The following is a 26,961-nucleotide window of genomic DNA, read 5'->3' on the forward strand; positions in this document are numbered from 1 at the left end:
GAAAATTTTTCAATAAAATTTATAAACAATTCAAGGTTTAAATGTCAAAAGTATTTGATTTATTCATTATAGGCGGTGGTATAAACGGAGCTGGCTTAGCTAGAGATGCTGCTGGAAGAGGTTTGTCTGTGTGTTTGGCTGACAAAGGTGAAATTGGAGGTGCCACTTCCTCTTGGTCAACAAAATTAATTCATGGTGGCCTTCGTTATTTAGAAAATTATGAATTTAAGTTAGTTAGAGAGTCTCTTAAAGAAAGAGAAATTGTTTACAGAATTGCAAAAAACATCTCAAAACCAATACCATTTATTATTCCTCATACTGATAAAATTAGACCAGCATGGTTAATTAAATTTGGTTTGCTTTTGTATGATAATTTAGGTGGGAAAACTAGTATTCCTAAATCAAAAACATTGGATCTTAATAAAAAATTTCCAAATATTCTTAAGGAGAAATACAAAACTGGTTTTCAATATTATGATATTCAAATTGATGATAAAAAATTAACAAAACTAAATGCTCAAGATGCAAAAAGAAATAAATCCAAAATTCTAGAATACAACAAGGTTAAAAAAGCTGAAATTATTAATAATGCTTGGGTCATTAGTCTTCAAAATAGAAAAAAAATAAAATCAAAAGTTTTAATCAATGCGTCTGGACCATGGATAAATGAAACTTTACATAAAAATATAAAAATAAAATCTAAAAATAAAATAAGGTTAGTTAAAGGTAGTCACATAATTACAAAGAAATTATATAAAGAAGATGTTGCATTTACATTTCAAAATACAGATAAAAGAATAATTTTTGTAATTCCCTACAAAAAGAAATTTTCATTAATTGGAACGACTGAAGTAGAGGTTAAAAACCCAGAAAACACTGTAATATCAAAACAAGAAATTCAATATTTAATTCAGTCAGTAAATAATTATTTAAAAAAACAAATTAGCAAAAAAGATATAGTTGATACTTATTCAGGAATAAGGCCTCTAATAGAGGATTTTAAAGAGGCCTCAAAAGTTACAAGAGATTATGTTTTTGATTTACAAATTGTAAAAAAATTACCACTTTTAAACATTTATGGAGGAAAACTTACTACATACAGAAAGTTGTCTGAAAAAGTCCTATTAGATCTTAAAAAGTTTTTACCCAAAACAAAAAAAGGTCCATGGACAGATAAAAAGAATCTTTTTTAGATTTCCACTGCCATTAAAAAGTGATATCGTTATTTTATAAAGCGATACATAACTCGTCGTTAAAATCAAAGATTTGCGAAAGTGGGATCGGTCGTCTTTAAATTAACTTTTAAAGGAGGCTTTATGAAATTTGGTTATTTTTGCAATACCACTAACTGGACACACAAACCATATCATCAACTATTAGACGAAACTAAAGAGATCACAGAATATTGTGATCAAAATAATTGGAACTCTATTTGGTTTACAGAACATCACTTTAATCATGAAGGAATGGAGTCTTGTACAAACCCAATAATGATGGGAGTAGATGCAGCCGCAAGAACAAAAAATATTAGAATAGGACAAGCTGCAAATGTAATCACATTTCACAATCCTATAAGACTAGCAGAAGATATTGCTACGCTAGATCAACTTTCAAAAGGAAGAGTTGAAGTAGGTGTTGCTAGAGGAATTTACGGTAGAGAAGCAATAAATTTGAACAAAGAAGCTGATCTTAAAGACCAGGCAAAAAACTTCAGATTGTTTGCTGAAACACTTGAAGTTCTAAAAAAAGCATGGAGTGAAAAGTTTTTTAGTCATCAAGGTGAGTTTTATACATATCCTTCTCCAAATTATGTTTGGCAACATGATATGAGTCCACCAAGTGAAGAATTTATGAATATGGAAGATAACACAATGAAAAAAATTAGTGTTTTGCCACAACCTTTTCAGAAACCTTATCCTCCTATTCATCAAGTAGTTGATGGAATTAGATCAATTGAGTGGGCAGCTGAGAATAATATTAATATTATAATGTGGATACCAACAGTAAAAGCTCTAAAGGCAAAATTTGAAGCTTATAAAAATAAAAGATCTGAGGTAACCAAAAAAAATATTCCTTTAGGTGAAGGTGTATCTCTTGTTAGAGACATGTTTGTAGCTGATACAATGGAAGAAGCTAAAGAAAAAGCTGGTGAACACATGGTAAATTATATGCGTTGGGTTTGTCATTGGCGTGGTCTAGGTAATCATATGGATCCAGGTGAAGAACTTCCAGAAACCAAAGGTAAGCTAGATTTGTTAAATTATGAATTTTTACACAAAAGAAATATGTTATTTGGAACGCCTGAATATGTTATTGATAAAATTCATGAATTAAAATCTGAATTAAATTTACAAAACTTGCAAGTTTGGTCAAACTTTCCTGGTGTGAAACATAAAGATTGTATGAAAAGTATTAAACTTTTTACAGAAAAAGTGATGCCTCATTTTCAAGATGATTTAGGAACTGAAGTTAAAAAAGTTTCGTGATCAACTCCAAAAGAAAAATAAGCGGTGGTCAGGCTGCCGTTAGAGCTCTTAAGAGAGAAAAAACTAAACACGTTTTTGGTTTAATTGGTTCTGCAACAATGGAAATGTTTGATGCTTTTTATCATGAAAAAAGTATAAAATTTATTGGAGTTAGAGACGAAAGAACAGGCACTCATATGGCTGATGGATATGCAAGAGCATCTAATAAGCATGGTGTAATTATTGCAGGCCAAAATGGACCAGGTGCAACAAATTTAGTGACTGGGGTAGCGCAAGCAAAAGCTGCCTTCTCCCCTGTAGTTGCGATTGCAGGTTCTTACTCAACAAAAGATAAAATGGAAGATGCTTTTCAAGGCTTAGATCAACAATCCTTGTTTGCTCCAATTACAAAAAAGACTTGGACTGTAAAAAATTCTAAGGTTGTTCCTAAAGTAATTGGTGATGCATTTGATTTATCAATGAAACCAAGAAGGGGACCTGTTTGTATCAATCTTCCAAGAAACATATTGGCGGAAAAAAATACTTACAATATTAATTTAAATGAACCTTCGTTCTCAAGTGAAAGTAATCTTAAAGGAAATAAAGAGAGAATAAATAAAGCAACTAAATTGCTACTGAAATCAAAAAATCCAACAATAATTGTTGGGGCTGGTATTAAATATAACTCAAAATATAGAGAAGTTATTAAATTGGCAGAATTGCTAAATGTTCCAATTGTTACAGCCGCAGGTCATGGGGACGCCATACCCTTTAATCATAAATTAAATGCAGGGCAAATGGGACCAAGAGGCAATCCTGTTGCATCAAGATTAGTCAAAGAAGCAGATATTATTTTAGCTATCGGTACTCGACTAGGATTTAATTCAACATTTTACTCTTATGAAAATATAAATAAAAAAGCAAAAATAATTCAAATTGAATTAGAAAAAAAAATGATTGGAAAGTATTTTCCAGTTTCAATAGGAATTCATGCAGACGCTGCAACAGCAACTGTTCAATTATATAAAGAAATTAAAAAAGAAAAAATCAAATTAGATGCAAAAAAATGGACTGATTTGTATTTTAAAGAAAGAAAAGAATTTTTAAATAATAGAGAAAATGAAAATTTAGGAAAAAATTTTCCAATCCAGCCGAAAGGTTTGTTTAAACAATTAAGAAAAGTTTTGCCTAAAAATTCTGCCATCACTTTAGATGCAGGAACCTTGTGCTTACAAGCAACAGACGCTTTAGAATACTATGATCCCCCTTCTCTATTTACACCCCTAGATTTTGGCCTAGTTGGTTTTTCTTTTGCTTGTGGACTTGGAGTTAAAGTTGCAAAACCAAAAAAAACAGTTGTAAGTTTGATGGGCGATGGTGGTTTTGGAATGACTATTTCTGAATTAAGCACAGCTGTTGAATATGGAATAAATACAACAACTATAGTGATGAATAATCAAAGTTGGGGAGCCGAAAAAGCTTATCAAAAAGATTTTTTTGGTAAAAGATATTTGGGCGCTGATATAACAAGTCCATCTTTTGATAAAGTTGCTGAATTATATGGGGCAAAAGGATTTAAAGTTAAAAAAGTTTCTGAAATAAATGAAGCAGTTAGAGCTGCAATAAAAAGCAATAAACCTGCTGTGATAGATGTTGATGTAGATCCGAAAGCATTATACAGTTTTAGAAGAGATAGTTTTCAACATAGAATTAAAAAATGAAATTAGAGCTAAGAAAATTTTCAAAATTTGTAGACAAAACTTTTATTGAAGGAGGCAAGGAAGCAAAAGAGCCTGTATTATTAGTATCTGTTGCTGCAGTTTTTAAAAATCCATGGCATGGTCAAGGATTTGTTGAGGACTTAAGACCAACTATTTTAGATCTAGCTCCTAAGTTAGGTGATTTACTAGTTCCAGAATTAATAAAAGAAATAGGATCTCCAGAAAAAATACTAGCATATGGTAAAGCAGGAGTAGTTGGACTGGATGGAGAAATAGAACATGCATCAGCTTTTATTCACACTTTGAGATTTGGAAATAAATTTAGAGACGCTGTGGGAGGCACATCTTATTTAAGTTTTACAAATACAAGGGGACCAGCTGGATCAAAAATTTCTATTCCCATGATGCATAAAACTGACTCTGGGTTAAGACCTTATTATCTCACACATGAATTTACTATACATGATGCACCATTTAACGACGAAGTAGTTATTGCGATAGGCGGGGCATCTAGTGGAAGAGCACATGCTAGAACAGGTGATCGATATCAAGATATGAAAGAAATGGGAATTGAACCCAAATAAATCTTGATGACCACTGGAACTACTGCTTCTGGAACTTTTTACTCGTATATTAAGAAAGACCAAGAAATTCCAATCGTATTTGTTCATGGCGTAGGTTTAACTCACGAGATTTGGAAACCTCAATTAGATTTCTTTAATGATCATAGTACTCTTGCATATGATATTCTTGGTCATGGAAAATCGTCTTTAGATAAGGAAATAATTTCGTTTGATGACTTTTCGGATCAATTAATTGATTTGATTAACCACCTTAATATAAAAAAAATTCATTTGGTTGGTTTTTCAATAGGTTCTTTGATTGCGAGAAATTTTGCTATCAATCACAGTTCACATTTACAATCACTAACTCTTTTATGCTCAATATATAAAAGGACCGAAGAGCAACAAAAAATTGTAAATCAAAGATTTGAACAAGCAAAGAAAGATCTTAAATTGTCAAGACAAGCTCTTAAAAGATGGTTTACAGACAAGTATATTGAAAACCATCCAAGTATTTATGATAAAATTAGCTCTATTTTAGCAGCTAATAATATGGATCATTTTCTGAAAGTTTATGAGCTGTTTGTAAAACATCAAAATGATGAGGATTTTAATAAAATTCAAAATAACACTTTAGTTATGACTGGAGAATATGACATTGGCTCTACAGTTAAAATGTCTCAAGAATTAAATGCTTTAATACCAAAAAGCGAATTAAAGATAATCAGGGATGGAAAACATCTTTGTGGTATTGAGTGTGCCGATGATGTAAATTCATCTCTTAAAAATTTTATCAAAGAAAATGAGTAAACTTAAAAAATATCAAATGTATATTGATGGAGAGTGGGTCGATGCTGAAAACAATAAAACATTTGAAACTTTAAACCCTGAAAATAATGAACCTTGGGCAATTGTTCCCGAAGCAAGTGCTAATGATACTGATAAAGCAGTTAAAGCTGCACAAAAAGCATTCGAAGGTGAATGGCCTAAATTACTTCCTAAGGAAAGAGCAAAATTTTTAAGAGCTATTGGGGACCAGTTAAGAGAAAATGCAGAAATGCTTGGGGAAATAGAAACAATAGATACAGGAAAATTGTTTAGAGAAACAAAAAAACAAGCAATCTATATTGCAGAATACTATGATTACTACGCAGGTTTAGCTGATAAAGTTGAGGGTACAGTTTTGCCAATTGATAAACCAAATATTCAAGCAATAACCACTAGAATACCGATAGGTGTGGTGGCAGCCATTATCCCTTGGAACTCGCAAATGTTTTTAACTGCTACTAAATTAGCTCCAGCACTTGCAATGGGAAATACAGTTGTAATTAAATCATCAGAACTAGCACCTGCGGTATTATTTGAATTTGCCAAATTAATTGAAAAAACTGGGATACCCAAAGGAGTAGTAAATGTCATAACTGGATTTGGAGACCCATGTGGAAAAACTTTAACAACGCATGATTTAGTTGAAAAAATTGCTTTCACAGGTGGACCAGAAACCGCAAGACATATAATTAAAAATTCCGCAGAAAATCTTTCTGAAGTGAGTTTAGAACTTGGAGGAAAAAGTCCAGTGGCTGTTTTTGATGATGCCGAGCAAGAAAATGCAATTAATGGAATTACAGCAGGAATTTTTGGAGCAAGCGGTCAAAGTTGTATAGCTGGTTCAAGACTTTATATTCAAAAGGGTATCTATGACGAATTTTTAAACAAACTTTCTGAAAGAGCTTCTAAAATAAAAATAGGAGCACCTATGGATCCTGAAACTGAAATGGGCCCTTTGAGTAATTTTAAACAATTAGAAACAATAGAAAAAAATATTAAAGAAACTATTGATCAAGGTGGAAAAATTAAATGTGGTGGTGAGAGACATTCTTTTTCAAATAAAGGTTATTACTTCCCACCAACTATAATTGAATGTGATAATCATAATTTACCTGTTGCAGAAAATGAATTATTTGGACCTGTTTTATCTGTAATGAAATTTGATACTGAAGAAGAGGTTATCTCAAAAATGAATGACAATCAGTATGGATTATCTTCTGGAGTATATACCAGTAATTTATCTAGAGGTATGAGAGTATCAAAAGCAATTAGAGCTGGAATAACATTTGTTAATACTTACAGATTAATTTCACCGTCAGCTCCATTTGGAGGTATCAAGGATAGTGGATACGGTAAAGAGGCAGGAATTGACTCAATTAAAGATTACACAAGAGTAAAAACAACTTGGTTCTACACATCAGATGAACCATCTTTAGACCCATTCTCTATTAGATAATAGTTTAAAATAAGCCAATTTTGTCATTGAATATTCAGATTATTCATACTTTAATTAGATTTTATAAATTGTTAACAATAAAGAGGAAGATAATGAGAAAACTATTTATCGCTGCATTTATGTTTGTATCAAGCTTTGGTTCAAACGTTATGGCAGACGGACATTCGATCAAAATGGGAATCATTTTAGGATTTACAGGTCCTATTGAATCTCTTACTCCGGCTATGGCTGCATCTGCAGAGCTTGCATTCAAAGAAGCTTCAGATTCAGGTTCATTACTTGGTGGAAAAAAAATTGAAGCAATGAGAGCAGACTCAACTTGTGTTGACTCAGCAGCAGCAACAGCAGCAGCTGAAGGTTTAATTTCAGGTGGTGTAGCTGCAATTATGGGAGCTGACTGTTCAGGTGTAACAGGTGCTATTGCAACAAATGTTGCTGTACCAAACGGTGTAGTAATGATTTCACCTTCAGCAACTTCTCCAGGATTAACTACTCTAGATGATAATGGATATTTCTTTAGAACTGCTCCTTCAGATGCTAGAGGTGGTCAAATCTTAGCTGACATTACTAAAGACAGAAAAGTAAAAAGTGTTGCAATTACTTATACTAACAATGACTATGGAAAAGGTTTAGCTGATGTTTATAAAGCAGCAGTTGAAGCTCATGGTATTAAAGTTACAACTGTAACTGCTCATGAAGATGGTAAAGCAGATTACTCATCAGAAGTAGCAACTCTTGCTTCTGCTGGTGGTGATGCTGTAGCAGTTATTGGTTATCTTGACCAAGGAGGAAAAGGAATTATTCAGGCTTCTTTAGACTCTGGTGCATTTGATACTTTCGTTTTATCAGATGGTATGATTGGTCAATCATTAGTTGATGCATTTGGTAAAGACTTGAGCAAATCATTTGGATCTCTTCCAGGTTCTACTGGCAAAGGTGCTGGTGTATTTGCAGAAGTTGCAAAAGCTGGTGGTATAGATTCATCTGGTCCTTACACTGGAGAATCTTACGATGCAGCTGCTTTAATAGTTCTTGCAATGCAAGCAGGTAACTCTGCTGATAGAGCATCTATTGCAAAAAATGTAATGGATGTTGCTAACGCTCCTGGTACTAAAATCTACCCAGGTGAATTAAAGAAAGGTTTAGACTTACTAGCAAAAGGTAAAAAGATAAACTACGAAGGTGCTACTGGAGTATCTTTTACTGAAGTTGGTGAAGCTGAAGGTTCTTTCTTAGAGCAAGAAGTTAAAGGCGGAAAATTCAAAACTAAAAAACAAAGATAATTTAAATCTTATTTTAAAAAGCCCCGGTAAATTAGTTTGCTGGGGCTTTTTTTATATCTGCTCTTAAAATTACAAATAAAATAATTATCAAAAAAGGAATACACATAAAATTTACTATTTTCCAACTCAACAATGAAATTAAAATTCCTGCTGATAAACTTCCAATTGCTGTAGCAGAAAAAACTATTAGATCATTAAATCCTTGAGCTTTAAATTTTTCTTGCTCATTGTAGGTGGTAACTAATAAGCTAGTTCCTGAGATGTATAGAAAATTCCACCCTATACCTAAAAATATCAATGAGGCAAAATAATTTATAAAAGTTGGTTCAAATAAGCTTAATGATATTGTCAAAGCATAAAAAAATACTCCCGTGTACATTATATTTGAAAAACCAAATCTCTTTATTAGATTACCTGTGAACAATGATGGAAGAAACATTCCAAGTACGTGAAATTGGATAACCAATCCAACTTTGTCTACACTTAATTTATGGACATAATGCATACTAATTGGAGTAGCTGTCATTAAAAATGCCATAACCACATAACCAAAAGTAGCAGCTACCATTGCTTGTAAAAATTTTGGATCAGAAACAAATTGTTTGTAAGTCCTAACATTGGAATATGTTGAATTATTTTTATTAGTAATTTTTGAATTTTTATAAAAACTTAAAAAAATTGCAGGCATAATAGTAAGACATGCTAATGCGATATACGATCCAACATAAACATGATCACTAATTAAATCTTTTGTTTTATTTGCTAAAGTAATTCCTATAAATGCAGAGACAATTCCTGCTAACAAAAGCATAGAAACTGCCTTGGGTGCTTTATCTTTTTCAACTGTTTCAGCTGCTGCAAATCTATACTGATGAATGAAAGCCATTCCAGTACCAAGTAAAAAACAAGAAAATGAAAATATTATAAAGCTATTAATAAAGATTGAGTAAGCAGCAAGTAAACAAGCTAAAGAGCTACCTATAGATGCCAAAACAAAACCTAAACGTCTGCCAATAATTGACATAACCTTTGCAGCAAAAATAGTAGAGATTGCTATACCAACAACGTAAATTGAAGGAGGAAAAGTAGCTAGTGATTTAATAGTTGAAAGCTGACTACCGATTATTCCACTTAAAAAAACTGTTACATTGGCCGCTGTGAAACCAAAAACTTGGCTTGAAATAAGTAGCGAAAGATTTCTGTTCATTAAAACATATACTTGTCAGCCATATACATAGCCCAAGCAATAGCGGCACCTAAAATAATATATTTCATGTTTAATTATTTTATTTCTATTTTTTCTGGAAGTATACCTTTAGGTCGGTATCTCATTATGAATAACAAACCTAAACCCATCAATAAAAATCTAAAATAAGGAACACTTTCAATAAGATGAGCTTTGATAGCGTTTGTTTCGGGAATACCTGCTGTAAAGAAGTTAATTAAAAACATTGAAATTGGTGCTGCTTCAATCCATAAAAACCATACAACAAAACCACCTAAAATTGCACCAAAGTTGTTTCCACTTCCTCCAACTATGACCATAACCCAAATTAAGAATGTATATCTCATTGGTCTATAACTTCCTGGTGTAAATAATCCATCCTGAGTTACTAGCATTGCTCCTGCAATTCCAACAATTGCTGAACCTAAAATAAATATTAGCAAATGTTGTTTCACAACATTTTTACCCATAGCATTTGCTGCTTCTTCATTATCTCTTATTGCTCTCATCATTCTCCCCCATGGAGAATAAAGAGCTTTCTGTGTAAGAATTAAAAGTATTATAACGACAACTAAAAATAAACCTGAGTAACAAAGTTTAACAAATATTGAAGAGCCCTCTATTACGAATTGATTTAACGCTGCTTGTCTTTCGGATAAATCAGTAATTAGATCTAATTTACTAGATTTAAACTTTTCTACTAAATTTATAAACCAATCAGTGGTCTGCAGATCGACCTCATATGGAGCTGGCCTCTTTAAGCCAATAACATTTTTAACACCTCTAGTTAACCAGTCCTCATGCTTAATTATTGCTATTACAATTTCTGAAATCAATAGTGTTGCAATTGCTAGATAATCAGCTCTCAAACCTAAAGCAACTTTTCCAACTATAAAGGCTAAACCTCCAGCAAATAATGCACCTACGATCCAGGAGAAAATGATAGGTAAACCAAACCCACCGAGAAAACCAGTAGTTGCAGGATTTACAGCTTCAATTTTTTCAATACCTGGTTCCGCTGTAACTCTGATAATTATGATAGCTGCAATAATTAAAGCTGCAATACTGTAAGTTCTTAATTTTGATTTTTCAAAATTTTTCAAAATAAATCTGATAACTAAAACCATTACAATGATGAGCCATAAGCACATTAAAATATCAAATCCGCCAGCTCTCCATGCTTCCTGAACAGGATCAACTGAAATTATTACTGCAGCGAGACCCCCTAAAGCAGTGTATCCCATTATTCCAAAATTAATTAAACCAGCATAACCCCATTGTATGTTTGCACCCATAGTCATAACTGCTGAAATTAAACAAAGATTAAATATAGATAATGCAATATTCCATGATTGAAAAATTCCAACTAATAAGATTAGAACCATCATGATGCTGTATGCTGCAATAACGTTTAGATTTTTTCTCACAATACTTTCCCTTTGAATATCCCTGATGGTCTATAAAGTAATACAATCACCAAGATTGAAAATGAAACTGCAAATTTGTAATCGGTCGAAAGTAATTGAACTAAGCCTTCTGGCTCCATACTCTCAGGTAATATGTACATAAAAAATTTCTTATATGCATATGTTAATAAAATTTCTGAAAAAGCAATCACATAGCCACCTAAAAATGCACCGAAAGGATTTCCAATTCCTCCAACGATTGCTGCAGCAAAAATAGGAAGCATATTATTAAAGTAAGTGAAAGGTTTAAAACTTTTATCTAAACCATACAAAGCTCCTCCAATAGTGGCTAAAATTCCTGCAATTACCCAGGTTACCAATACTATTTTCTTTGGATCTATTCCTGAAAGCAAAGCAAGATCTTCGTTATCAGAGTAAGCTTTCATGCTTTTTCCTGTTTTAGTTTTATTTAAAAACCAGAACAATAAAGAGACTAAAACTATTGTAACAAAAATAGTAATGACTTGAGTAGATTTAAGGGCAAGTCCTTCGTTTAAACCTGTCATTTCTTTAAATTCTCTAGCCTTGATAATGAATTTTTCTCCATCAAAAAACCTTCTATCTCCTGGACCTATTATAATTCTAACAACTGCTTGGGTTACAAACATCACACCGATACTAACCATAGCAAACTGAACTGGAGGACTTTTTTGAGTTCTGTAATACTTAAAAACAAATTTATCGATTGTAAGCATGTATAAAATCATAAAAAAAATACCAAATGGAAGTGCAATTAAAGCTGTAGGCAGAACTCCAAGAGAAATACCTAAAGATTGAAAATACCAAGTGAATAAAATTGTCATCATGGTTCCAAATGACATCATGTCTCCAGTTGCAAAATTAGCAAATCTCAGAATTCCATAAATTAAAGTAACAAAAATTGCACCCAAAGCTAATTGAGAACCGTAAGTAAGTCCTGGAATAAAAATATAATTTAGTAAAAGAATTATTGCATTAATAAGATCCATATTATCCTCCTAAGAAAGAGCTTCTTACTCTTGGATCGTTCAATAATTCTTTGCCTGTTCCTGAATAACGATTTTCTCCAGTAACTAATACGTAGCCTCTATCAGAAATATTTAATGCTTGTTTAGCATTTTGTTCTACCATTAAAATAGCAACATTAGTTCTTTTTACTTTAACGATATGATCAAACAATTCATCCATAACAATTGGTGATACCCCTGCAGTTGGTTCATCTAACATTAGTACTGTCGGTTTAATCATTAATGCTCTTCCAAGCGCTACTTGTTGTCTTTGACCACCAGATAATTCACCTACCATTTGGTCTCTTTTTTCTCTAAGGATTGGAAATAGTTCGTAAATTTCCTCAATAATATTTTTTATCTCAGAGTTTACTAAAAAGGCGCCCATTTCTAAATTTTCCTCAACCGTCATTCCCGCAAAAACATTTTTTGTTTGAGGAACAAATGAAATTCCTTGTTTAACTCGATCCTGTGGAGAAAGTTTTGAAATATCCTTACCATCAATTTTAACTGATCCAGATTTTAAATTTAATAAACCTAACATTGCTTTCATAGCTGTAGATTTTCCAGCACCATTAGGTCCTAGAATAGAAACAATTTCTCCTTTGTTTACTTCAACAGAACAAGAATTAATTATATCTGGTCCATTTCCATAACCACCAGTCATCTCTATTCCCTCAAAATATGCCATTAAACTTCATCCTTTAATTTTGATCCTCTGCCAAGATAACTTTCTATTACCTTTTCATCTTTTTTAGCTTCATCAACCGTACCCTCAAATAAAACCGAACCTTCAGCCATAACAATTACGGGATCACATAATCTCCCTATAAAATCCATATCATGCTCAATCATACAAAAAGTATAACCTTTTTCTTTATTTAGCTTTTCGATTGCAGTGCCGAGATCTTTTAATAAAGTTCTATTTACTCCTGCCCCTACTTCATCCAGTAATACTAATTTTGCATCAACCATCATAGTTCTTCCAAGTTCTAACAATTTTTTTTGACCTCCAGAAAGATTTCCTGCAAGCTCATTTGACAAATGCCCTAGATTTAAGAATTCAACTACTTCTTTTGCTTTTTCTTTAACTTCTGCTTCCTCTTTTGCAACTAACCCTGGCTTAAATAATGCTGTCATTAACTTTTCACCTGATTGATTTCCTGGAACCATCATCAAGTTTTCTAGAACAGACAAATTTGAAAACTCATGAGCTATTTGAAAAGTTCTAAGTAATCCTTTAGGAAATAATTCATAAGATGGAACATCTGTGATATTTTCTTCATCAAATGTTACACTCCCACCTGAAGATTTTAAATTTCCTGCAATTAAATTAAATAAAGTTGTTTTGCCAGATCCGTTTGGTCCAATTATACCTGTGATAGTTCCTCTTTTAACTTTTATAGAACAATCAGAAACTGCAGCAAGTCCTCCAAAATACTTTGATAAATTATTTATCTCTAAAATATTATCAGACATTTATTTATCTAATCTTTTGTAAATGCTATTTAAAGTTTTCTCTAATGATTTATAAAAACCAGATTTTGACAATTCATTTACACCCTGCTCATTTAATCCCTTAGGTGTTTGCGACTCTTTAACTAACTCTCTTAAGTTTTCTTTAGAATGTATAACTGCATCTTCTGACAAAGCTAAAAACAAAGAAGTTATATATTTTTGAGCATTATTTCTTTTTACTCCTTTTTTAACTAACCAATCAGACATTACTCTTTGCATTTCATAAAAAGGTGCCATCATTCCAGAAGTAGACCAAAAGTTTATTGAGGATTTTTCATTTTTGATTTCTACAGTAGTTCCTAAATGATTAAAAAAAGCTTTCACTTTTGAATTTGGAGGACAAATTGGAACTGGTCCTTTCTTTAATGATATTGGTGGCAAAGGAATTGCTCTTACTATTTTTGCTTTTACTTTAATGGCTTTTTTTAACTGTGATAGAGTTATTGTAGAAATAAAGCTAACAATTGTTTGACTAGACTTAAATTTTAAATTTTTAATTATCTTATCTCCCACCGTAGGTGTAATAGATAAAAATACCCAAGTAGATTGATCAACAATTTGTTGATTATCTTTAGCAATAACTATTTTTTTGAACTTTTTTTTTAAACTTTTGGCAATCTGCTTATTCCTTGGAGAAATTATTATTTTTTTATATTTAAGGTTAGATTTACATATTCCAGTTATTACTGAAGATGCAATTTTACCCGTACCAATAAAACCTAAAATCATAATATTTTGGTTACTTTATATTGATTATATTGAATTAATTAACAAAAAAAGATCCTCTAATTCTCAACAATTCTCTGCTTAATTCTTTATTTTCTTTGAAAGGTTTTCTTCCATGAAGCCAAAAATAATTATTTGCAATTATAGAGCAACCAACCGGTAACTTTGTAATTACTTTATTTTCACTTCCTTCCAGAGCATCAGATAATCTCTGTAAAAAATTGCCTTGTTCCATGTTTTTTGGTTCAGGAAATTGGTCAATATATGAAATGTGTGGTCTTCCTTTATCATCTGAAGAAAAAACTGGATGCTCAACTTTATAATCTACATTTTTACTCTTAGGTGAGCTCCAAAGAAAATCTTGTTTACCCACAGGATCATTTGATAGTTCTTTGCAATGTTCCCAATCATCTAAATGCAACATCGCAGTCTCTCCACCCTCTACATTTTCTTCTTCTAACTTTGTCATAATTAACCAATCAGTAATTTCTTTAACATAAGTTCCATCTGTATGAAGATCCATATTACGGTAAGCTTTTCTTAAATAAGAGTCACTCGCGTCTTCGTGTTTAACATGAAAACGAGCATAGTATTTTCCTGCCATTGAATCATGGTTAGGATTTCCAATTAAATAGGCAATAGCTGTTGATAATTTTACTAAAAATTTATCATTAATTTTTGGTGAAATATTTTTTGGTCCAATTATAAAACAACCAGTTGAACGATCTCTAATTATTGAGTTCATTAGTTTACTAAGTTTATTTTCTGTTAAATCATCTAAACTTTTTGCTATTGTAAACCTTGTAAAAGGCTTTAGTTCTAAAGCTGTTAAGTCAAATTTATTAAATGGAAAAACTAATTTCTTAATAATCTCATCAGTAATTTTAATATTCAAAATTCTTTTTGATTTATCATGTTCTTGAATTTCTAAACCAGGTATTTTTTCCATAAGAAACCTTAAGTTAAGTTTTTTAATAAATCAATTTTATTTAGAAATAATTAACTAATATTGACATACTTATGGCAGAGAAAATTGTGGGATAAACATAATTTTTTTTAGAAATAAAAAAAACAGTTAAGGATAGTACAACAACAACAAATCTTACTAAGTAGCTTGAGTCATCCATTACACCAACTGGAAAAATTATTGTTCTTGCAATTAGGGCTGCTAAAGTTGCATAAGCTAAACAGTTAAACCATTTAAATATCTTAGAAGTTTCTTTTATACCTTCTGAGCTTATTGCTCCAAGAAATCTTGATAAAAAAGTTGCAAGGGATGTCACCAAAATTGCTAAAACGATACTAGTTGACATTTTTTTCTCCTATTAAGTAAGCAATAGTACCACCAACTACTCCACCTAATAAAATAGACCATTCAGGTGAAAAAAAATAAAAAACAGGTCCCAAAATAATTCCAAGTAAAACTGATAAAGTTACTTGTCTTGTTTTTGACGCTCCTACCATCATGCATAAAAAATATACAGGATTTAAAATAGCTAAACCCATCATCATTTCTTTGTTTAAATATTCTGAAAAATAAAAACCTATTAAAGTCCCAATTACAGCAACACTCCAAGTAGCGCTTCCAATCCCTATCCAATAATCAATTCTATATTTTTCTGGAATAGTCTTATAATTACTCTTCATAATCAACCAAGCTGATACAGCTATGAAATGGCATGAAAAATAATATTTCCACTTTGGCTGATCTTCATGCATCATTAATGGAAACAAAGAAACAGCCATTGGATATAAACGAGCATTAACAAACCAAACTGCTAAAAAAATATTTAACAAAGAAGCGCCAACCAATAAAGACTCTGCCATAACTAGAGATCCTGGCAATGCATAAGTCAGCATGGTAGAAAAAATGCTTTCTTGAATATTGAAGCCAAGATTTTTTAAAAGAGCTCCTATAGCAATAAAACAACAACCTAAAGCTATTGCTGGGCTATCGTGAGCTAGTATTGATTTATAGCCTTTAAAAAAGAAATCTTTATTTATCATTAGCCACCAAGGAATAGTCTACCAACATCAGGGTTTTGCAATAACTCATCCCCTTTGCCAGCAATTGCAGTTTGTCCAGATACTAATACATATCCAATGTCTGCAAATTCTAGTCCTTTTTTGGCATTTTGTTCAACTAATATAATAGTTTTCTTTTCATTTTGTTGAAGATCTCTCAAAATTTCAAAAACCATGTCAATATATCTAGGTTCTAAACCAATTGAAGGTTCATCAACTAATAGAACGGATGGTTTCATAACTAAAGCTCTAGAGATTTCTAACAATCTTCTTTCACCACCTGATAAAACTTTAGCAGGCTGATTTCTTCTATTTCTTAATCTCTCGTATTTTTCTAAAATTCTTTCAGCTTCTTCAAAAGACTCTTCAGTTTTATCTTTAATATATCCACCCATTAATAAGTTTTCTTCAACTGTCATATCTGGGAATACAGAATTATCTTGTAAGATATATGCAATTCCAACTGATTTTAATTTTTCAGCTGGTGTAAGATTTGTAATTTCTTTTCCTTCTATTTCAATTTGACCAGAGAAGATGTTCGTAAATCCATAAATTGAGTGAAGAATTGTAGATTTACCAGCTCCGTTTGGTCCAATCAAACACAATGATTGTGCTTTGTTCACGAATAAATCAAAATTATGTAATATTTCCATTTTACCATACCCAGCATTTAAATTTTTAATTGTAAGATGTATTTCATTTGGAGATAGTTTTTTTAAATCTTTTGGTGTTGGAGCTTTTCCTAAAACTTCATATTGATTTGACATTATTGGGCTCCTAGGTATGCATCGATAACACGCTTATCGTTTTTAATTTCATCTGGTGAACCATTTGCTAACATTTTACCGTGAGCTAAACAAAATATATTCTCCGCTAATTGCATGATCACTCTCATATTGTGTTCAATAACTAAAAGAGTGATACCAAAATCTTGATTTACTTTTATCAATCTATCAATAATTCCATTGATTAAAGTTGGATTTATTCCTGCTGTTGGTTCATCTAGTAAAAGCATTTCTGGTTCATTCATTAATGCCATAGCAAGTTCTAAAAGTTTTTGTTGTCCAAAAGATAAATCACCTGCTCTAAGTTTTCTCTTTTGATATAAACCAACAAAATTTAGTAAATTTTCTGCTTTTTCTGTAAGCTCTTGAGGTATTTTTGAAAACAGTTTTAATAAACTTTCATCACTACCTTTATGGCTAATAAGCATATTATCAATACAATTTAGTTTTCCATAAATTCTTGTTTGTTGAAATGTTCTTAATAATCCTAGCTTTGCAATTACGGGAACAGGAAGTTCAGAAACTTCTTTTCCATTAAATTTAATTGAACCCTGGTCAATTGGATAAGTGCCTACAATTGAATTAAACAAAGTTGTTTTTCCTGATCCATTTGGACCAATCAATCCTACAATTTTACCTTTTTCAACTGACATGGATATATCAACATTAGCCTTCACTCCTCCAAAAGATTTACTAACATTATTAACTTCTAAAATGCTCATTTTATCTCTACCTGAGCCTTTCGATCAGCTTCATCTACTACTTCTCCAAATCTGTGAGGATATTTTTCTCTCAACCATCCCATTAATCCCTCAGGGAAATAAATTACAATCACCACAATTAAAACTCCCAAGGCTACATACTGCCAGCCTAGGAAGAACGTCCAAAATCCTTCTTTGAAAATATGGAATATTGTTGCACCGATAACTGGTCCCCAAAGAGTTCCTTTACCACCTAATATTGCCATCAAAACCATGAACACACCCATTTCTCTTCCATCAAAAGCAACGTCTGTAGAGTCGATATATCCGACTAGTCCGCCCATTATTCCTCCTGCAAGACCACAGAAAAATGCAGAAATCATCCAACCAATAATTTTATATTTCATTGTTGCAATTCCCATAGCTTCAGCCTTGTCTTCATTGTCTCTGATTGCATTAAGGATTAACTTAAATCTAGTAGAGTAAATCGCTTTCACAGTTATAAATGTCAAAACTAAAACTATAAAACTTAAAAAGTAAAAGAATTCTCCTCTAGCTTCTAAGCCTCCTACATTAGGAAATGGTGGAGTTGTAAAACCTTGTCCTGCTCCAATAATTTCAATTCCTCCAGAAATTTCACCAGCAGCTACTCCTAATCCTAGAGTACAAATAGCAAAATAGTGGCCTCTCAATCCTAATATTGCATAACCAATTAAACCAGCAACAATAGTTGGAACCACTGCGGCAACAACAAGTCCCATTGCCATACCTTGGAAAAATTGGGTAGGAGTATGTACAAATGTTTTTTCACCACCACTTTCTGTCCACTCTGCTAATGGAAAAAACATTCCAACTTGAACTGAAGCACACAAATACATACCCAGTCCATAGAACAAAATATTTCCAAATGTATTGTATCCCATCTCCCCTCCTTGGATATTCCAAGTAGTTGCAAGAACAATTAGAATGCAAAGAATTGATAATTGTACTTTAAATGCTGGAAATATAAATGGTGCTGCTAAACCAAATATTAAAATTCCTATATAAAGTATTAAATTATTTTTGTTCATATAGACTATTAATTTTTTCTCTGAAATTTTGATCTACTGTAAAATAATGACCATCTTCATCATGTACACTTGAGCCTGATGAATGATATTCATCTAAGTGTTTTTTAAATTTATCTATGTCAACTTCAACTGTTTGACCTTGATTATCATTGATTTTAACTTTTCTCATTTTAAGTACTCTCTCTTTCTTGAAAGTTTAAATCTTCGATAAACTAAAATTAAGACTAGTAATAAAAATACTGATCCAATTCTAAATTCTGTTCCTAAAATATAATCTGCAAATTCCTCAAAAACTCCTAATCCCATACCTGACATTGCAACACCTGGTAAATTTCCTAAACCAGCAACAATAACAATCATAAAAGATCTAATCGTATAAGGTAATCCCATATAAGGGTGAATAGTGAATGTTATAGAGATTAAAGCTCCAGCTACACCACATAAAGCAGCATTAATTCCAAAAGTTGCTGCGTATACTTTTTCAGTATCTACTCCTAAAATTTTTGCAGCACGTGCGTTTTGAGCAGTTGCTCTAATTGCTCGTCCAAGCTTAGATTTTTTCATATAAATCACTAAGCAAACTGCAAATAAAATACTGATAAATGCTGAAAATATTTTTGAATTAGGAAGAACAACATTATTATCAAACAACATTGTTGTACCATAATGCGAATTTGCAAGCACAACATCTGCACCAAATGCAAAGTTCATTAATTGCATGAATAAAATACTTATTCCAAATGTAGCTAAAATTGAGATAAATAAATCTCTATCGACTACTTTATTTATAACCAGTTTATAGATCGCAATACCTACGAAATACATTATAATTGGAGCAACAATTACTCCCCATGCTGGATGAATACCATAAAGATACATAAAGTACGCAATGTATCCTCCTAAAATAACAAGATCTCCTTGAGCAATATTAATTATATTCATAACACCCCATTGAAGTGCCATTCCATAAGCAATTAAGGCGAACAATACTCCCAAAAGAATTCCATCCAAGCAAGCTTGAACAGTTATCATTGGGTATTGAAATACAAGAAAATCCATAAAATCTTTTTTGGTTTATATAAAAAAAAGCCCCCTATTACCAGGGGGCTCAATTTTTAATTATTATCTTTCAGACCACTTAGGCATTGGGTGAATTAACTTAGCAGATGCCCATTTTAATGGAGCAACAACTTTGTTTTCACACTTACCAGCATCATCACACATTACTTGGAAAAGTACCATTGGCTTATCAACGTTCTGACCGCCAGGTGCAAATTTAATATTTCCATAGAATGTTTGCATGTTAGTAGCTGCAAGAGCATCTCTTACTTTCTTTTGATCAAAAGAATTAGCTCTTTCAAATGCATCTTTGAACACCAATAACGCAGCTGAAGACTCAGCAGATTGGTATGGTGGATCATATCCAAACTCTTTCTCAAAGTCTGCAGCATAGGTCATTCCATCTTTAAAGAAATCATCTTTATAAGTCAGAGATTTATGCCATTGAGAAGCACATAGTGCATACTGAGAATTAGCACCATGTTGTTTTGATAATTTCGCTGCATCGCAGTGAGTCATAGCCAACATTGGAACATCAACCTTCATTTCAGCAATTTGTCTTACTGCAGTCAATGCACCTTTAGTATGACCTGATACAACTAAAACATCTGGCTTCATTTGTTTAACTTTAACCAAAGTTGCAGCCATATCATTTAACTCTTTAGGCAGTTTGTCATCGATGATGATTTCAGATCCAGTTCTTTCTGCGGCATCTAAAATACCTAATCTAACATCCTGTGAAAAAGCATCTTGTTCAAATGCTTGAGCAATTCTTACTGGTTTTCCACCATTTAGCTCAACTGCTGTTTCAATTGCTACATCAAGATATAAGTTTGCCGGAGCTAATACTGCAAATAGATATTTGTAACCTTTGGTAAACAAAGATCTAGAAGCACCATTCGCCTCTACCATTGGAACACCATATTTTTCAGTTACAGGTGCAATAGCTTTTGTAAGACCTGAACTGTATGGGCCAAGCATAAACTCAACACCATCTTGTGAAATTAATCTTTCTGCAAGCTGTGCAGCTCTCTTAGGGTTTGATTCATCATCGTAATAGATAATGTCAAACTTATAAGTTTTTCCACCAACTTTTACACCACCCATGCTATTAATTCTGTCAACGGCCATGTTATAACCATTTTGAGTATGAACACCATTTGATGAGTACTTACCAGTTAAGGAAATTGCAGCACCTAAAATAATTTTGTCACCAACTACTTTTGCAAAAGATGCAACAGAAGTTGAAAATAAAATTACTAATGCAGAAACAAAACTTAAAATTATTTTATTTAACTTCATTTTATTTCCCCTTTAATTAATTAATTAATGACTGATTAAATAAACAATTTTCAAACAATGCAAGTAGGAATAAAGACTTAGTATGAGTTTAATACTGTTGTGTAATAACAATAATTCCAGCAATAATGACTAAAACACTCGCTGAAATTGTATTAATAGTTTTCGGATTTGCAGTAATCCATTTAATCAATTTTTGTGCAAGTATTGCATAACCAATCAGAGATAAAAAATCTAACACAATGTAAGTTGTAATTAAAATTATAAATTGACTTAAAAGATTAGAACTAAAATCAATAAATTGTGGAAATATAAAAGGAAAAAACATCCAAGCTTTAGGACTGGTTCCTGCAACTAAAAATCCATCTCTAAAAAAAGATAAATTACTTTTTGTGACTTCTTCCTTATCTTTTAAATTTTTTGGACGAGACTTATAAATATCATAAGCAAGATATAAAATGTAAAGAACTCCAATCCATTTAAAAATATTAAGGATTAATGAATTTTCTGAAAAAAAAGAACCTATTACAAAAATTACCAAAGTAGCTTGAATTAAATTTGCAGTAACATCTCCAAGCGCTGACCAAACACACTTCCCTACACCATAATTCATTGAGTAAGAAATTATAACTATTCTAGGAGTACCGGGAGTAATGAATAAAAAAATGATAATCTGTAGATAAAGTATGAATTCTAAAGGAAGCATATTTTTAGAGAAGATAGTCCTTAAAAACCGGGAGCTAAAGATGGCTAAGAAGGACTATCTAAATCATAATATCAGAGGGTAAAAAAAATGCATTAAATTTTTTTTTCAAATATAAAGGATTTATGAAAAAAAAAGGCTACACCCCAGTAACTAAAGTTAAAAATCCTGAACCCAGTATTGATGACCCGGACTGGGTAATTTGGGCGGCATGGGCAGACAGAATTACTTTTGAGGAAATTGAGAAAAAAACGGGGAAGCGAGAATCTGATGTAATTAAAATTATGAGAAGATCTTTAAAACCATCGTCATTTAGATTGTGGAGAAAAAGAGTAAATCAAAAAAGTATCAAACATAGAAAAAAATTTGAATATTCTAGAAAAGAAATCACTAGTAAAATTAAAAAAGGTGACTATCTATAAGTTATGAAAAAAATTACTATGTATACTGGCCCCCTATGTAACTATTGTGAGGCTGCAAAAAGATTATTAACAAGAAACAATGCTCCATATAATGAAATTGATATTTCAAAAGTTGAAGGTGCAATGGATGAAATGATTAAAAAAGCAAATGGAAAAAGAACAATTCCACAAATTTTTTTTGATGAGCAGCATATAGGTGGCTATGATGAAGTAAGGGCCCTAGAAAAAGAAAATAAACTTCAAGATTTGTTAAAAAATTAAAATTATTTTTAAGCTTTTGGTTTAAAAACTAAACAGACACCATTATTGCAATATCTTTTTCCAGTTGGCTCTGGACCATCATCGAATATATGTCCATGGTGACCACCACATTTTTTACAATGATACTCTGTCCTTCCATAACCTAAATGATAATCTGTTTTTGTTTCAAAAACATCTGGTAAAGATTCATAAAAAGATGGCCAACCAGATCCACTTTCATATTTAGTATTTGAGTCAAATAACTTCTCACCACAATTTGCACAATGAAAACTTCCTTCTCTTTTTTCATGATTAAGTTCACTTGATCCAGCAAGTTCTGTGCCTTCCTCAAATAAAATTAATTTCTGTTCAGCGGTTAGGTTGGGGTTAATTTTTTTTGTCATATTCAAATATACTTAGCACAAGTTTGATGCAACAAAGAGTGCAATTCTACTAATTTTTCAAAATCTTTATTATATCCTCCTCCTAAAACTCCACAAAAAGGTATTCTTTTTGAATAAAAATTTTCTATTACAAGTTCATCTCTAAACTTTACACCTTGATCGGAAATTTTTAATTTTCCTAATCGATCATTAAAATGAATGTCTACTCCTGCGATATAAAATACAAAATCAAATTTTTCTTGATTTAACTCTGTTAAATAGTGCTTTAAAGTTTTGATGTAAGTATCATCCTCTGTGTTGTCTTCTAGCTCTACATCTAAATCACTAATAGATTTTTTTGCAGGATAATTAGTTTTTGAATGCATGCTAAATGTAAAAACGTTTCTATTTTCTTTAAAAATATCTGAATTGCCATTTCCTTGATGAACATCAAGATCTACAATTAAAATTCTATTGGCCAGACCCCTGTTAAGTAAATAATGAGCTGCAACTGCTACATCATTAAATACACAGTAACCAGCACCACCATTGTAATTAGCGTGGTGACTCCCTCCAGCCGTATTACAAGAAATTCCATAATTAATTGCAAGTTTTGATGCCAACACAGTACCCCCTGTTGCAACCAAAGATCTCTTAACAACACTATCTACCAAAGGAAAACCTATTTTTTTAACACCGTCTTTGTCTAAAGTTTTATTTTTGATATCACTTATATATTTTTCAGAGTGAGCAAACTTTAATGTTTCAGATGAGCATGGATAAGGTTTGTGAAACTTTTTGACTACATTTTTTTTAATTAAATAATTTGCAAGTTCGCTAAATTTATTTATTGGAAATTTATGATCATCTCCAATTTTTGCAAAATAATCTTCGTGATTTACAACTGGTAACTCCATGGTTACTCTAAAACTCTAATTGGCTTTCCATTAACACAAGCCTCTAACCCCTCAATCATTTGATTGTAAAAAATACTGTAATTTTCTGCTGTTACATATCCTATATGTGGAGTTAACACAGCGTTAGGTAAAAATCTTAATTTATTATTTTCAGGCAAAGGTTCTTTTTCATAAACATCAATTCCAGCTCCAGCAATTACATTAGTTGATAATGCTATAATCAAATCATCTTCATTAACTATTGGACCTCTTGAGGTATTAATTAAAAAAGCTGTCTTCTTCATATTGTCTAACTCTTTTAATGTTATGCAATCTTTGTATCTCTCTCCACCTTGAACATGAATAGATAAAACATCTGAGTTCTTAATTAAATCATCTTTGCTACATGGCAAGACATCTAGCTCTTTGCATTTATCTAAACTTAAATTTTCACTCCAAGCCATAACTTGCATTCCAAAAGCTTTTCCAATTTTTGCAACTTCACTTCCTACTCTTCCCAATCCTATTAATCCTAATATTTTTCCTTTTAGCTCAACACCAATAGTAGTTTGCCAGTATCCTTGATACATATTATCAAACTCTTCTTTAAAGTTTCTAGCTAAACCAAGAATTAGTGCCCAAGTAAGTTCAGGAGTAGGGTTGATATTAATATCTGTCCCACAAACTATAACTTTTCTTTTTTTAGCAGCTTCCAGGTCTATGGATCTATTTCTTAATCCACTCGTGATAACAAATTTTAAATCACTTAAATTATCAATTAGATTTTTTGTAATTGGAGTTCTTTCCCTCATTATCAAAAGAGCCTCAAAATCAGCTAATTGTTCAATAGCGTCTGCCTCATCTACAAAAGGTTCACTGAAAATTTTAAATTCATATTTTCCAGATAATTTTTCTAAATCAACAAATTGTTGAGCAACATTTTGGTAATCATCTAATATAGCAACTTTAAGCATTTTTAATTTTTTTTGTTTGATAAAAATAGACCTAATATAATTAAAATAGACCCAATTAAATGAAAAAATAAAAATTTTTCATTAAAAAGTATGATTGCAAAAATTGTACTGAATAAAGGAATTAATGATAAAAAAATTCCTGCCCGATTAGCTCCAATAATCGCAACAGCACCTGCCCAACAATAGTAAGAGCCAATACTTGGAAACAAAGCTATATAAAATAAAATATAAAAAAAGTTACTATTTATCTCTACAACTTTATCTTGAATTACATCGAAAAAAAATAGAGGCAAAAGAAATATTAGGCCAAACGTGCATATGATATGTACAAGGGCAAGTAGAGAAACATCAAAATTTCTTTTTCTTAAATATGCTGAATAAACTCCCCATGCAATTATCGCACCTAGCATAAATAAATCTCCTTTATTAAAATTTAAAGAAAGCAAAATATTAAGATCCAATCTTGTGATAATAGATAAAATACCTAATACAGAAATAAACAGGCCTGATAATTGAAAAATATTTGTTTTTTCAATTTTTAACAAAAAACAAACTAAAATTATTGTAACTGGTATTGCAGTATTAAAAAGAGATGCATTGATTACTTGGGTATGATTTAAAGCATTATAAGTAAATGAAGTAAATATACAAACACTGGTAAAACCAAGGATAAAAAATAAATATAAATTTTCTTTAATTTTATACTTTAATTTAAATATTTCCTGATACGTAAAGGGAAATAAAATTATCCATACAAGACACCATCTTAAAAATGAAAGAGTATTTGGTGGTATGTTTTGCAAGTATGCAAACTTAGCAATTGTAAAATTGCCTGCCCAAAATAATGTTGCACAAACCAACATTAAATATGCTTTGGCGTTCTGACCCACTTAGCTAAATCTTAACGAACTATAAGGTTTTAAATCTAAGTTTGTATTTTCGTTCGCAATCATTCCTGAAACAATCTTTCCAGAAATTGGGCCTAAAGTCCATCCTAAATGATGATGTCCAAAACAATAATAAACATTTTTATAATTTTTGGATGGCCCCATGACAGGTAAAAAGTCTGGTAAAGTTGGTCTAAATCCTAACCACTCATCCTCATGCTCGGGTAAATCACCAAGCATATATTTTGCATTATTAATTAAATTTTTAACTCTAGATTTTGACAAAGGATTTTCTAATCCACCAAATTCAACTGTACCAACTACTCTTAATCCTTGTTCCATTGGTGTAATTCCAAAACCACGGTTTGAAAATATTACTGGTCGGCTTAATAAATGATCACAGTTTTTAAAATGAACATGATATCCTCTTTCAGTATCTAGAGGAATTTGTTCATCTAAATTGTCAGTCAATTTTTTAGAAAAAGCGCCACAAGCAATTACTGCTTTATCAAAAACATAACTTTGTGTTTCAGTTTTAAAAATAGGTTTTTCATCATCAAATTTTATATCTTTAATATTTACTTTGTTAAACTTTCCACCTTTTTGCAAAAATAGATCAAATAATTTTAAAAGGATTCTTTTTGGATTTCGAGCATGTCTTGCATAAGGATAGTAAACTCCAGCATGATAGAATGGTTTAATATGGGGTTCTAAATCATGAATTTCAGCTTTATTTACTAGTTGTTGTTTAACTCCTAATTCATCTCTAACTCTAATTTCTAATTCCCTACTTTTTAGATCTTGATCATTCCAGATATAAAGTATTCCTTTGTTTTCCACTAATCCTTCAAGATCTATTTCATCAAATAATTCATCATACGCCGGTAGAGCTAAATCTAAAATTTGATGCATATTTTTTGCAGTATGCATCATCTTAGTTTTTGTAGTGTTCATGATAAATTTCATGAACCATGGAATCATTTTTGGAACGTAATTCCATTTTAAAGCTAGAGGACCAGTTGAACTTAATAACATAGCCGGAACATCCGCTAAGACATCGGTTCTATTTAAAGAAAGTGAAGCATAAGGCGAAAAATGTCCTGCATTTCCATAAGAAGCTGCTTGGCTTCCTGGATTATCTCTATCAAATATTGTTACATTAAATCCCTTTTTTTGAAGAAACAAAGCATTTGATATACCTTGGATACCTGCACCAACTATTCCAACCTTAATGTTCTTATTCATAAGAACGTTATACAATTAAAAAATTAAAGTTTCAT

At 31.5% G+C, this 26,961-nt stretch carries 30 protein-coding genes; 9 read left to right on the forward strand and 21 right to left on the reverse strand.

Annotated features, from left to right (window positions below; translation table 11 throughout):
• The first annotated feature begins 41 nt into the window (after positions 1 to 41).
• The 7 genes from glpD to AMN99_RS02350 all read left to right on the forward strand — a co-directional run bounded on the left by glpD (position 42) and on the right by AMN99_RS02350 (position 8,316).
• The gene (gene glpD, locus AMN99_RS02320; protein WP_075506230.1) at positions 42 to 1,193 is read left to right on the forward strand and encodes a glycerol-3-phosphate dehydrogenase; all 1,152 of its coding nucleotides are present in this window, start codon (positions 42 to 44) and stop codon (positions 1,191 to 1,193) included.
• Positions 1,194 to 1,316: 123 nt separating this feature from the next.
• Positions 1,317 to 2,486, forward strand: coding sequence for an LLM class flavin-dependent oxidoreductase (locus tag AMN99_RS02325; RefSeq protein ID WP_075506231.1), 1,170 nt, complete (start codon positions 1,317 to 1,319; stop codon positions 2,484 to 2,486).
• On the forward strand, positions 2,483 to 4,186 hold the full coding sequence (locus AMN99_RS02330) for a thiamine pyrophosphate-binding protein (RefSeq protein WP_256998096.1): 1,704 nt from the start codon (positions 2,483 to 2,485) through the stop codon (positions 4,184 to 4,186). Before AMN99_RS02325 ends, AMN99_RS02330 begins: the two co-directional genes overlap by 4 nt.
• Positions 4,183 to 4,770 carry an amino acid synthesis family protein gene (locus AMN99_RS02335; protein ID WP_075506232.1) on the forward strand — a complete coding sequence of 196 codons (588 nt, stop codon included), beginning with the start codon at positions 4,183 to 4,185 and terminating at the stop codon, positions 4,768 to 4,770. The genes AMN99_RS02330 and AMN99_RS02335 overlap by 4 nt, the downstream gene beginning before the upstream one ends.
• 6 nt (positions 4,771 to 4,776) lie before the next feature.
• The gene (locus tag AMN99_RS02340) at positions 4,777 to 5,559 is read left to right on the forward strand and encodes an alpha/beta fold hydrolase (protein WP_075506233.1); all 783 of its coding nucleotides are present in this window, start codon (positions 4,777 to 4,779) and stop codon (positions 5,557 to 5,559) included.
• A complete protein-coding gene (locus AMN99_RS02345) occupies positions 5,552 to 7,033 on the forward strand; it encodes an aldehyde dehydrogenase (RefSeq protein WP_075506234.1) in 1,482 nt (493 codons plus the stop codon). The genes AMN99_RS02340 and AMN99_RS02345 overlap by 8 nt, the downstream gene beginning before the upstream one ends.
• A gap of 92 nt (positions 7,034 to 7,125) precedes the next feature.
• Positions 7,126 to 8,316: an ABC transporter substrate-binding protein gene (locus AMN99_RS02350; protein ID WP_075506235.1), complete on the forward strand. Its 1,191-nt coding sequence runs from the start codon at positions 7,126 to 7,128 to the stop codon at positions 8,314 to 8,316.
• A gap of 31 nt (positions 8,317 to 8,347) precedes the next feature.
• Here AMN99_RS02350 and AMN99_RS02355 read toward each other — a convergent pair whose 3' ends face one another.
• The 16 genes from AMN99_RS02355 to AMN99_RS02425 all read right to left on the reverse strand — a co-directional run bounded on the left by AMN99_RS02355 (position 8,348) and on the right by AMN99_RS02425 (position 21,882).
• A complete protein-coding gene (locus tag AMN99_RS02355; RefSeq protein WP_075506236.1) occupies positions 8,348 to 9,523 on the reverse strand; it encodes an MFS transporter in 1,176 nt (391 codons plus the stop codon).
• A 74-nt stretch (positions 9,524 to 9,597) separates the two neighbouring features.
• Positions 9,598 to 10,929, reverse strand: a complete 1,332-nt coding sequence (locus tag AMN99_RS02360; protein WP_075506298.1) for a branched-chain amino acid ABC transporter permease — start codon at positions 10,927 to 10,929, stop codon at positions 9,598 to 9,600.
• A 35-nt stretch (positions 10,930 to 10,964) separates the two neighbouring features.
• The gene (locus AMN99_RS02365; protein WP_075506237.1) at positions 10,965 to 11,975 is read right to left on the reverse strand and encodes a branched-chain amino acid ABC transporter permease; all 1,011 of its coding nucleotides are present in this window, start codon (positions 11,973 to 11,975) and stop codon (positions 10,965 to 10,967) included.
• A 1-nt stretch (position 11,976) separates the two neighbouring features.
• Positions 11,977 to 12,684 carry an ABC transporter ATP-binding protein gene (locus AMN99_RS02370; protein ID WP_075506238.1) on the reverse strand — a complete coding sequence of 236 codons (708 nt, stop codon included), beginning with the start codon at positions 12,682 to 12,684 and terminating at the stop codon, positions 11,977 to 11,979.
• A complete protein-coding gene (locus AMN99_RS05665; protein ID WP_102134023.1) occupies positions 12,684 to 13,472 on the reverse strand; it encodes an ABC transporter ATP-binding protein in 789 nt (262 codons plus the stop codon). The genes AMN99_RS02370 and AMN99_RS05665 overlap by 1 nt, the downstream gene beginning before the upstream one ends.
• Positions 13,473 to 14,240 carry a pyrroline-5-carboxylate reductase gene (locus tag AMN99_RS05670; RefSeq protein ID WP_102134024.1) on the reverse strand — a complete coding sequence of 256 codons (768 nt, stop codon included), beginning with the start codon at positions 14,238 to 14,240 and terminating at the stop codon, positions 13,473 to 13,475.
• A gap of 34 nt (positions 14,241 to 14,274) precedes the next feature.
• On the reverse strand, positions 14,275 to 15,186 hold the full coding sequence (gene glaH, locus AMN99_RS02380; protein ID WP_075506239.1) for a glutarate dioxygenase GlaH: 912 nt from the start codon (positions 15,184 to 15,186) through the stop codon (positions 14,275 to 14,277).
• Between the two features lie 40 nt (positions 15,187 to 15,226).
• Positions 15,227 to 15,550 (reverse strand): AzlD domain-containing protein, encoded by a 324-nt coding sequence (locus tag AMN99_RS02385; RefSeq protein ID WP_075506240.1) that lies wholly within the window; start codon positions 15,548 to 15,550, stop codon positions 15,227 to 15,229.
• Positions 15,540 to 16,244 (reverse strand): AzlC family ABC transporter permease, encoded by a 705-nt coding sequence (locus tag AMN99_RS02390; protein WP_075506241.1) that lies wholly within the window; start codon positions 16,242 to 16,244, stop codon positions 15,540 to 15,542. The genes AMN99_RS02385 and AMN99_RS02390 overlap by 11 nt, the downstream gene beginning before the upstream one ends.
• Complete coding sequence (locus AMN99_RS02395) at positions 16,244 to 17,029, reverse strand: ABC transporter ATP-binding protein (RefSeq protein WP_075506242.1); 786 nt, start codon at positions 17,027 to 17,029, stop codon at positions 16,244 to 16,246. The genes AMN99_RS02390 and AMN99_RS02395 overlap by 1 nt, the downstream gene beginning before the upstream one ends.
• The gene (locus tag AMN99_RS02400; RefSeq protein WP_075506243.1) at positions 17,029 to 17,769 is read right to left on the reverse strand and encodes an ABC transporter ATP-binding protein; all 741 of its coding nucleotides are present in this window, start codon (positions 17,767 to 17,769) and stop codon (positions 17,029 to 17,031) included. Before AMN99_RS02400 ends, AMN99_RS02395 begins: the two co-directional genes overlap by 1 nt.
• Entirely contained in the window at positions 17,766 to 18,818 is a 1,053-nt protein-coding gene (locus AMN99_RS02405; RefSeq protein WP_075506244.1) for a branched-chain amino acid ABC transporter permease, read from the reverse strand. Before AMN99_RS02405 ends, AMN99_RS02400 begins: the two co-directional genes overlap by 4 nt.
• On the reverse strand, positions 18,805 to 18,987 hold the full coding sequence (locus tag AMN99_RS02410) for a hypothetical protein (RefSeq protein WP_075506245.1): 183 nt from the start codon (positions 18,985 to 18,987) through the stop codon (positions 18,805 to 18,807). The genes AMN99_RS02405 and AMN99_RS02410 overlap by 14 nt, the downstream gene beginning before the upstream one ends.
• A complete protein-coding gene (locus AMN99_RS02415; protein ID WP_075506246.1) occupies positions 18,984 to 19,877 on the reverse strand; it encodes a branched-chain amino acid ABC transporter permease in 894 nt (297 codons plus the stop codon). Before AMN99_RS02415 ends, AMN99_RS02410 begins: the two co-directional genes overlap by 4 nt.
• A gap of 63 nt (positions 19,878 to 19,940) precedes the next feature.
• Positions 19,941 to 21,179, reverse strand: a complete 1,239-nt coding sequence (locus AMN99_RS02420; RefSeq protein ID WP_075506247.1) for an amino acid ABC transporter substrate-binding protein — start codon at positions 21,177 to 21,179, stop codon at positions 19,941 to 19,943.
• 88 nt (positions 21,180 to 21,267) lie between these two features.
• Positions 21,268 to 21,882: a LysE family translocator gene (locus tag AMN99_RS02425; protein WP_075506248.1), complete on the reverse strand. Its 615-nt coding sequence runs from the start codon at positions 21,880 to 21,882 to the stop codon at positions 21,268 to 21,270.
• Positions 21,883 to 22,004: 122 nt separating this feature from the next.
• Between AMN99_RS02425 and AMN99_RS02430 the strand changes: the two genes are divergently transcribed.
• Together AMN99_RS02430 and grxC are read left to right on the forward strand one after the other, a co-directional pair.
• Positions 22,005 to 22,301 (forward strand): TIGR03643 family protein, encoded by a 297-nt coding sequence (locus AMN99_RS02430; protein ID WP_075506249.1) that lies wholly within the window; start codon positions 22,005 to 22,007, stop codon positions 22,299 to 22,301.
• A gap of 3 nt (positions 22,302 to 22,304) precedes the next feature.
• Positions 22,305 to 22,562 carry a glutaredoxin 3 gene (gene grxC, locus AMN99_RS02435; protein ID WP_075506250.1) on the forward strand — a complete coding sequence of 86 codons (258 nt, stop codon included), beginning with the start codon at positions 22,305 to 22,307 and terminating at the stop codon, positions 22,560 to 22,562.
• Between the two features lie 8 nt (positions 22,563 to 22,570).
• On the opposite strand, the gene msrB is transcribed toward grxC, so the two are convergent.
• From msrB to AMN99_RS02460, 5 genes are read right to left on the reverse strand one after another with little or no spacing between them, the layout of a single operon-like run.
• Complete coding sequence (gene msrB, locus AMN99_RS02440) at positions 22,571 to 22,945, reverse strand: peptide-methionine (R)-S-oxide reductase MsrB (RefSeq protein WP_075506251.1); 375 nt, start codon at positions 22,943 to 22,945, stop codon at positions 22,571 to 22,573.
• A gap of 2 nt (positions 22,946 to 22,947) precedes the next feature.
• Positions 22,948 to 23,841 (reverse strand): histone deacetylase family protein, encoded by an 894-nt coding sequence (locus AMN99_RS02445; protein ID WP_075506252.1) that lies wholly within the window; start codon positions 23,839 to 23,841, stop codon positions 22,948 to 22,950.
• 2 nt (positions 23,842 to 23,843) lie between these two features.
• A complete protein-coding gene (locus AMN99_RS02450) occupies positions 23,844 to 24,794 on the reverse strand; it encodes a D-2-hydroxyacid dehydrogenase family protein (RefSeq protein ID WP_075506253.1) in 951 nt (316 codons plus the stop codon).
• A 2-nt stretch (positions 24,795 to 24,796) separates the two neighbouring features.
• A complete protein-coding gene (locus AMN99_RS02455) occupies positions 24,797 to 25,684 on the reverse strand; it encodes a DMT family transporter (protein ID WP_082255137.1) in 888 nt (295 codons plus the stop codon).
• Positions 25,685 to 26,926: an NAD(P)/FAD-dependent oxidoreductase gene (locus tag AMN99_RS02460; RefSeq protein ID WP_075506254.1), complete on the reverse strand. Its 1,242-nt coding sequence runs from the start codon at positions 26,924 to 26,926 to the stop codon at positions 25,685 to 25,687.
• Positions 26,927 to 26,961: the final 35 nt, after the last annotated feature.

It is taken from the genome of Candidatus Pelagibacter communis (assembly GCF_001180225.1).
Classification (GTDB): domain Bacteria; phylum Pseudomonadota; class Alphaproteobacteria; order Pelagibacterales; family Pelagibacteraceae; genus Pelagibacter; species Pelagibacter ubique_D.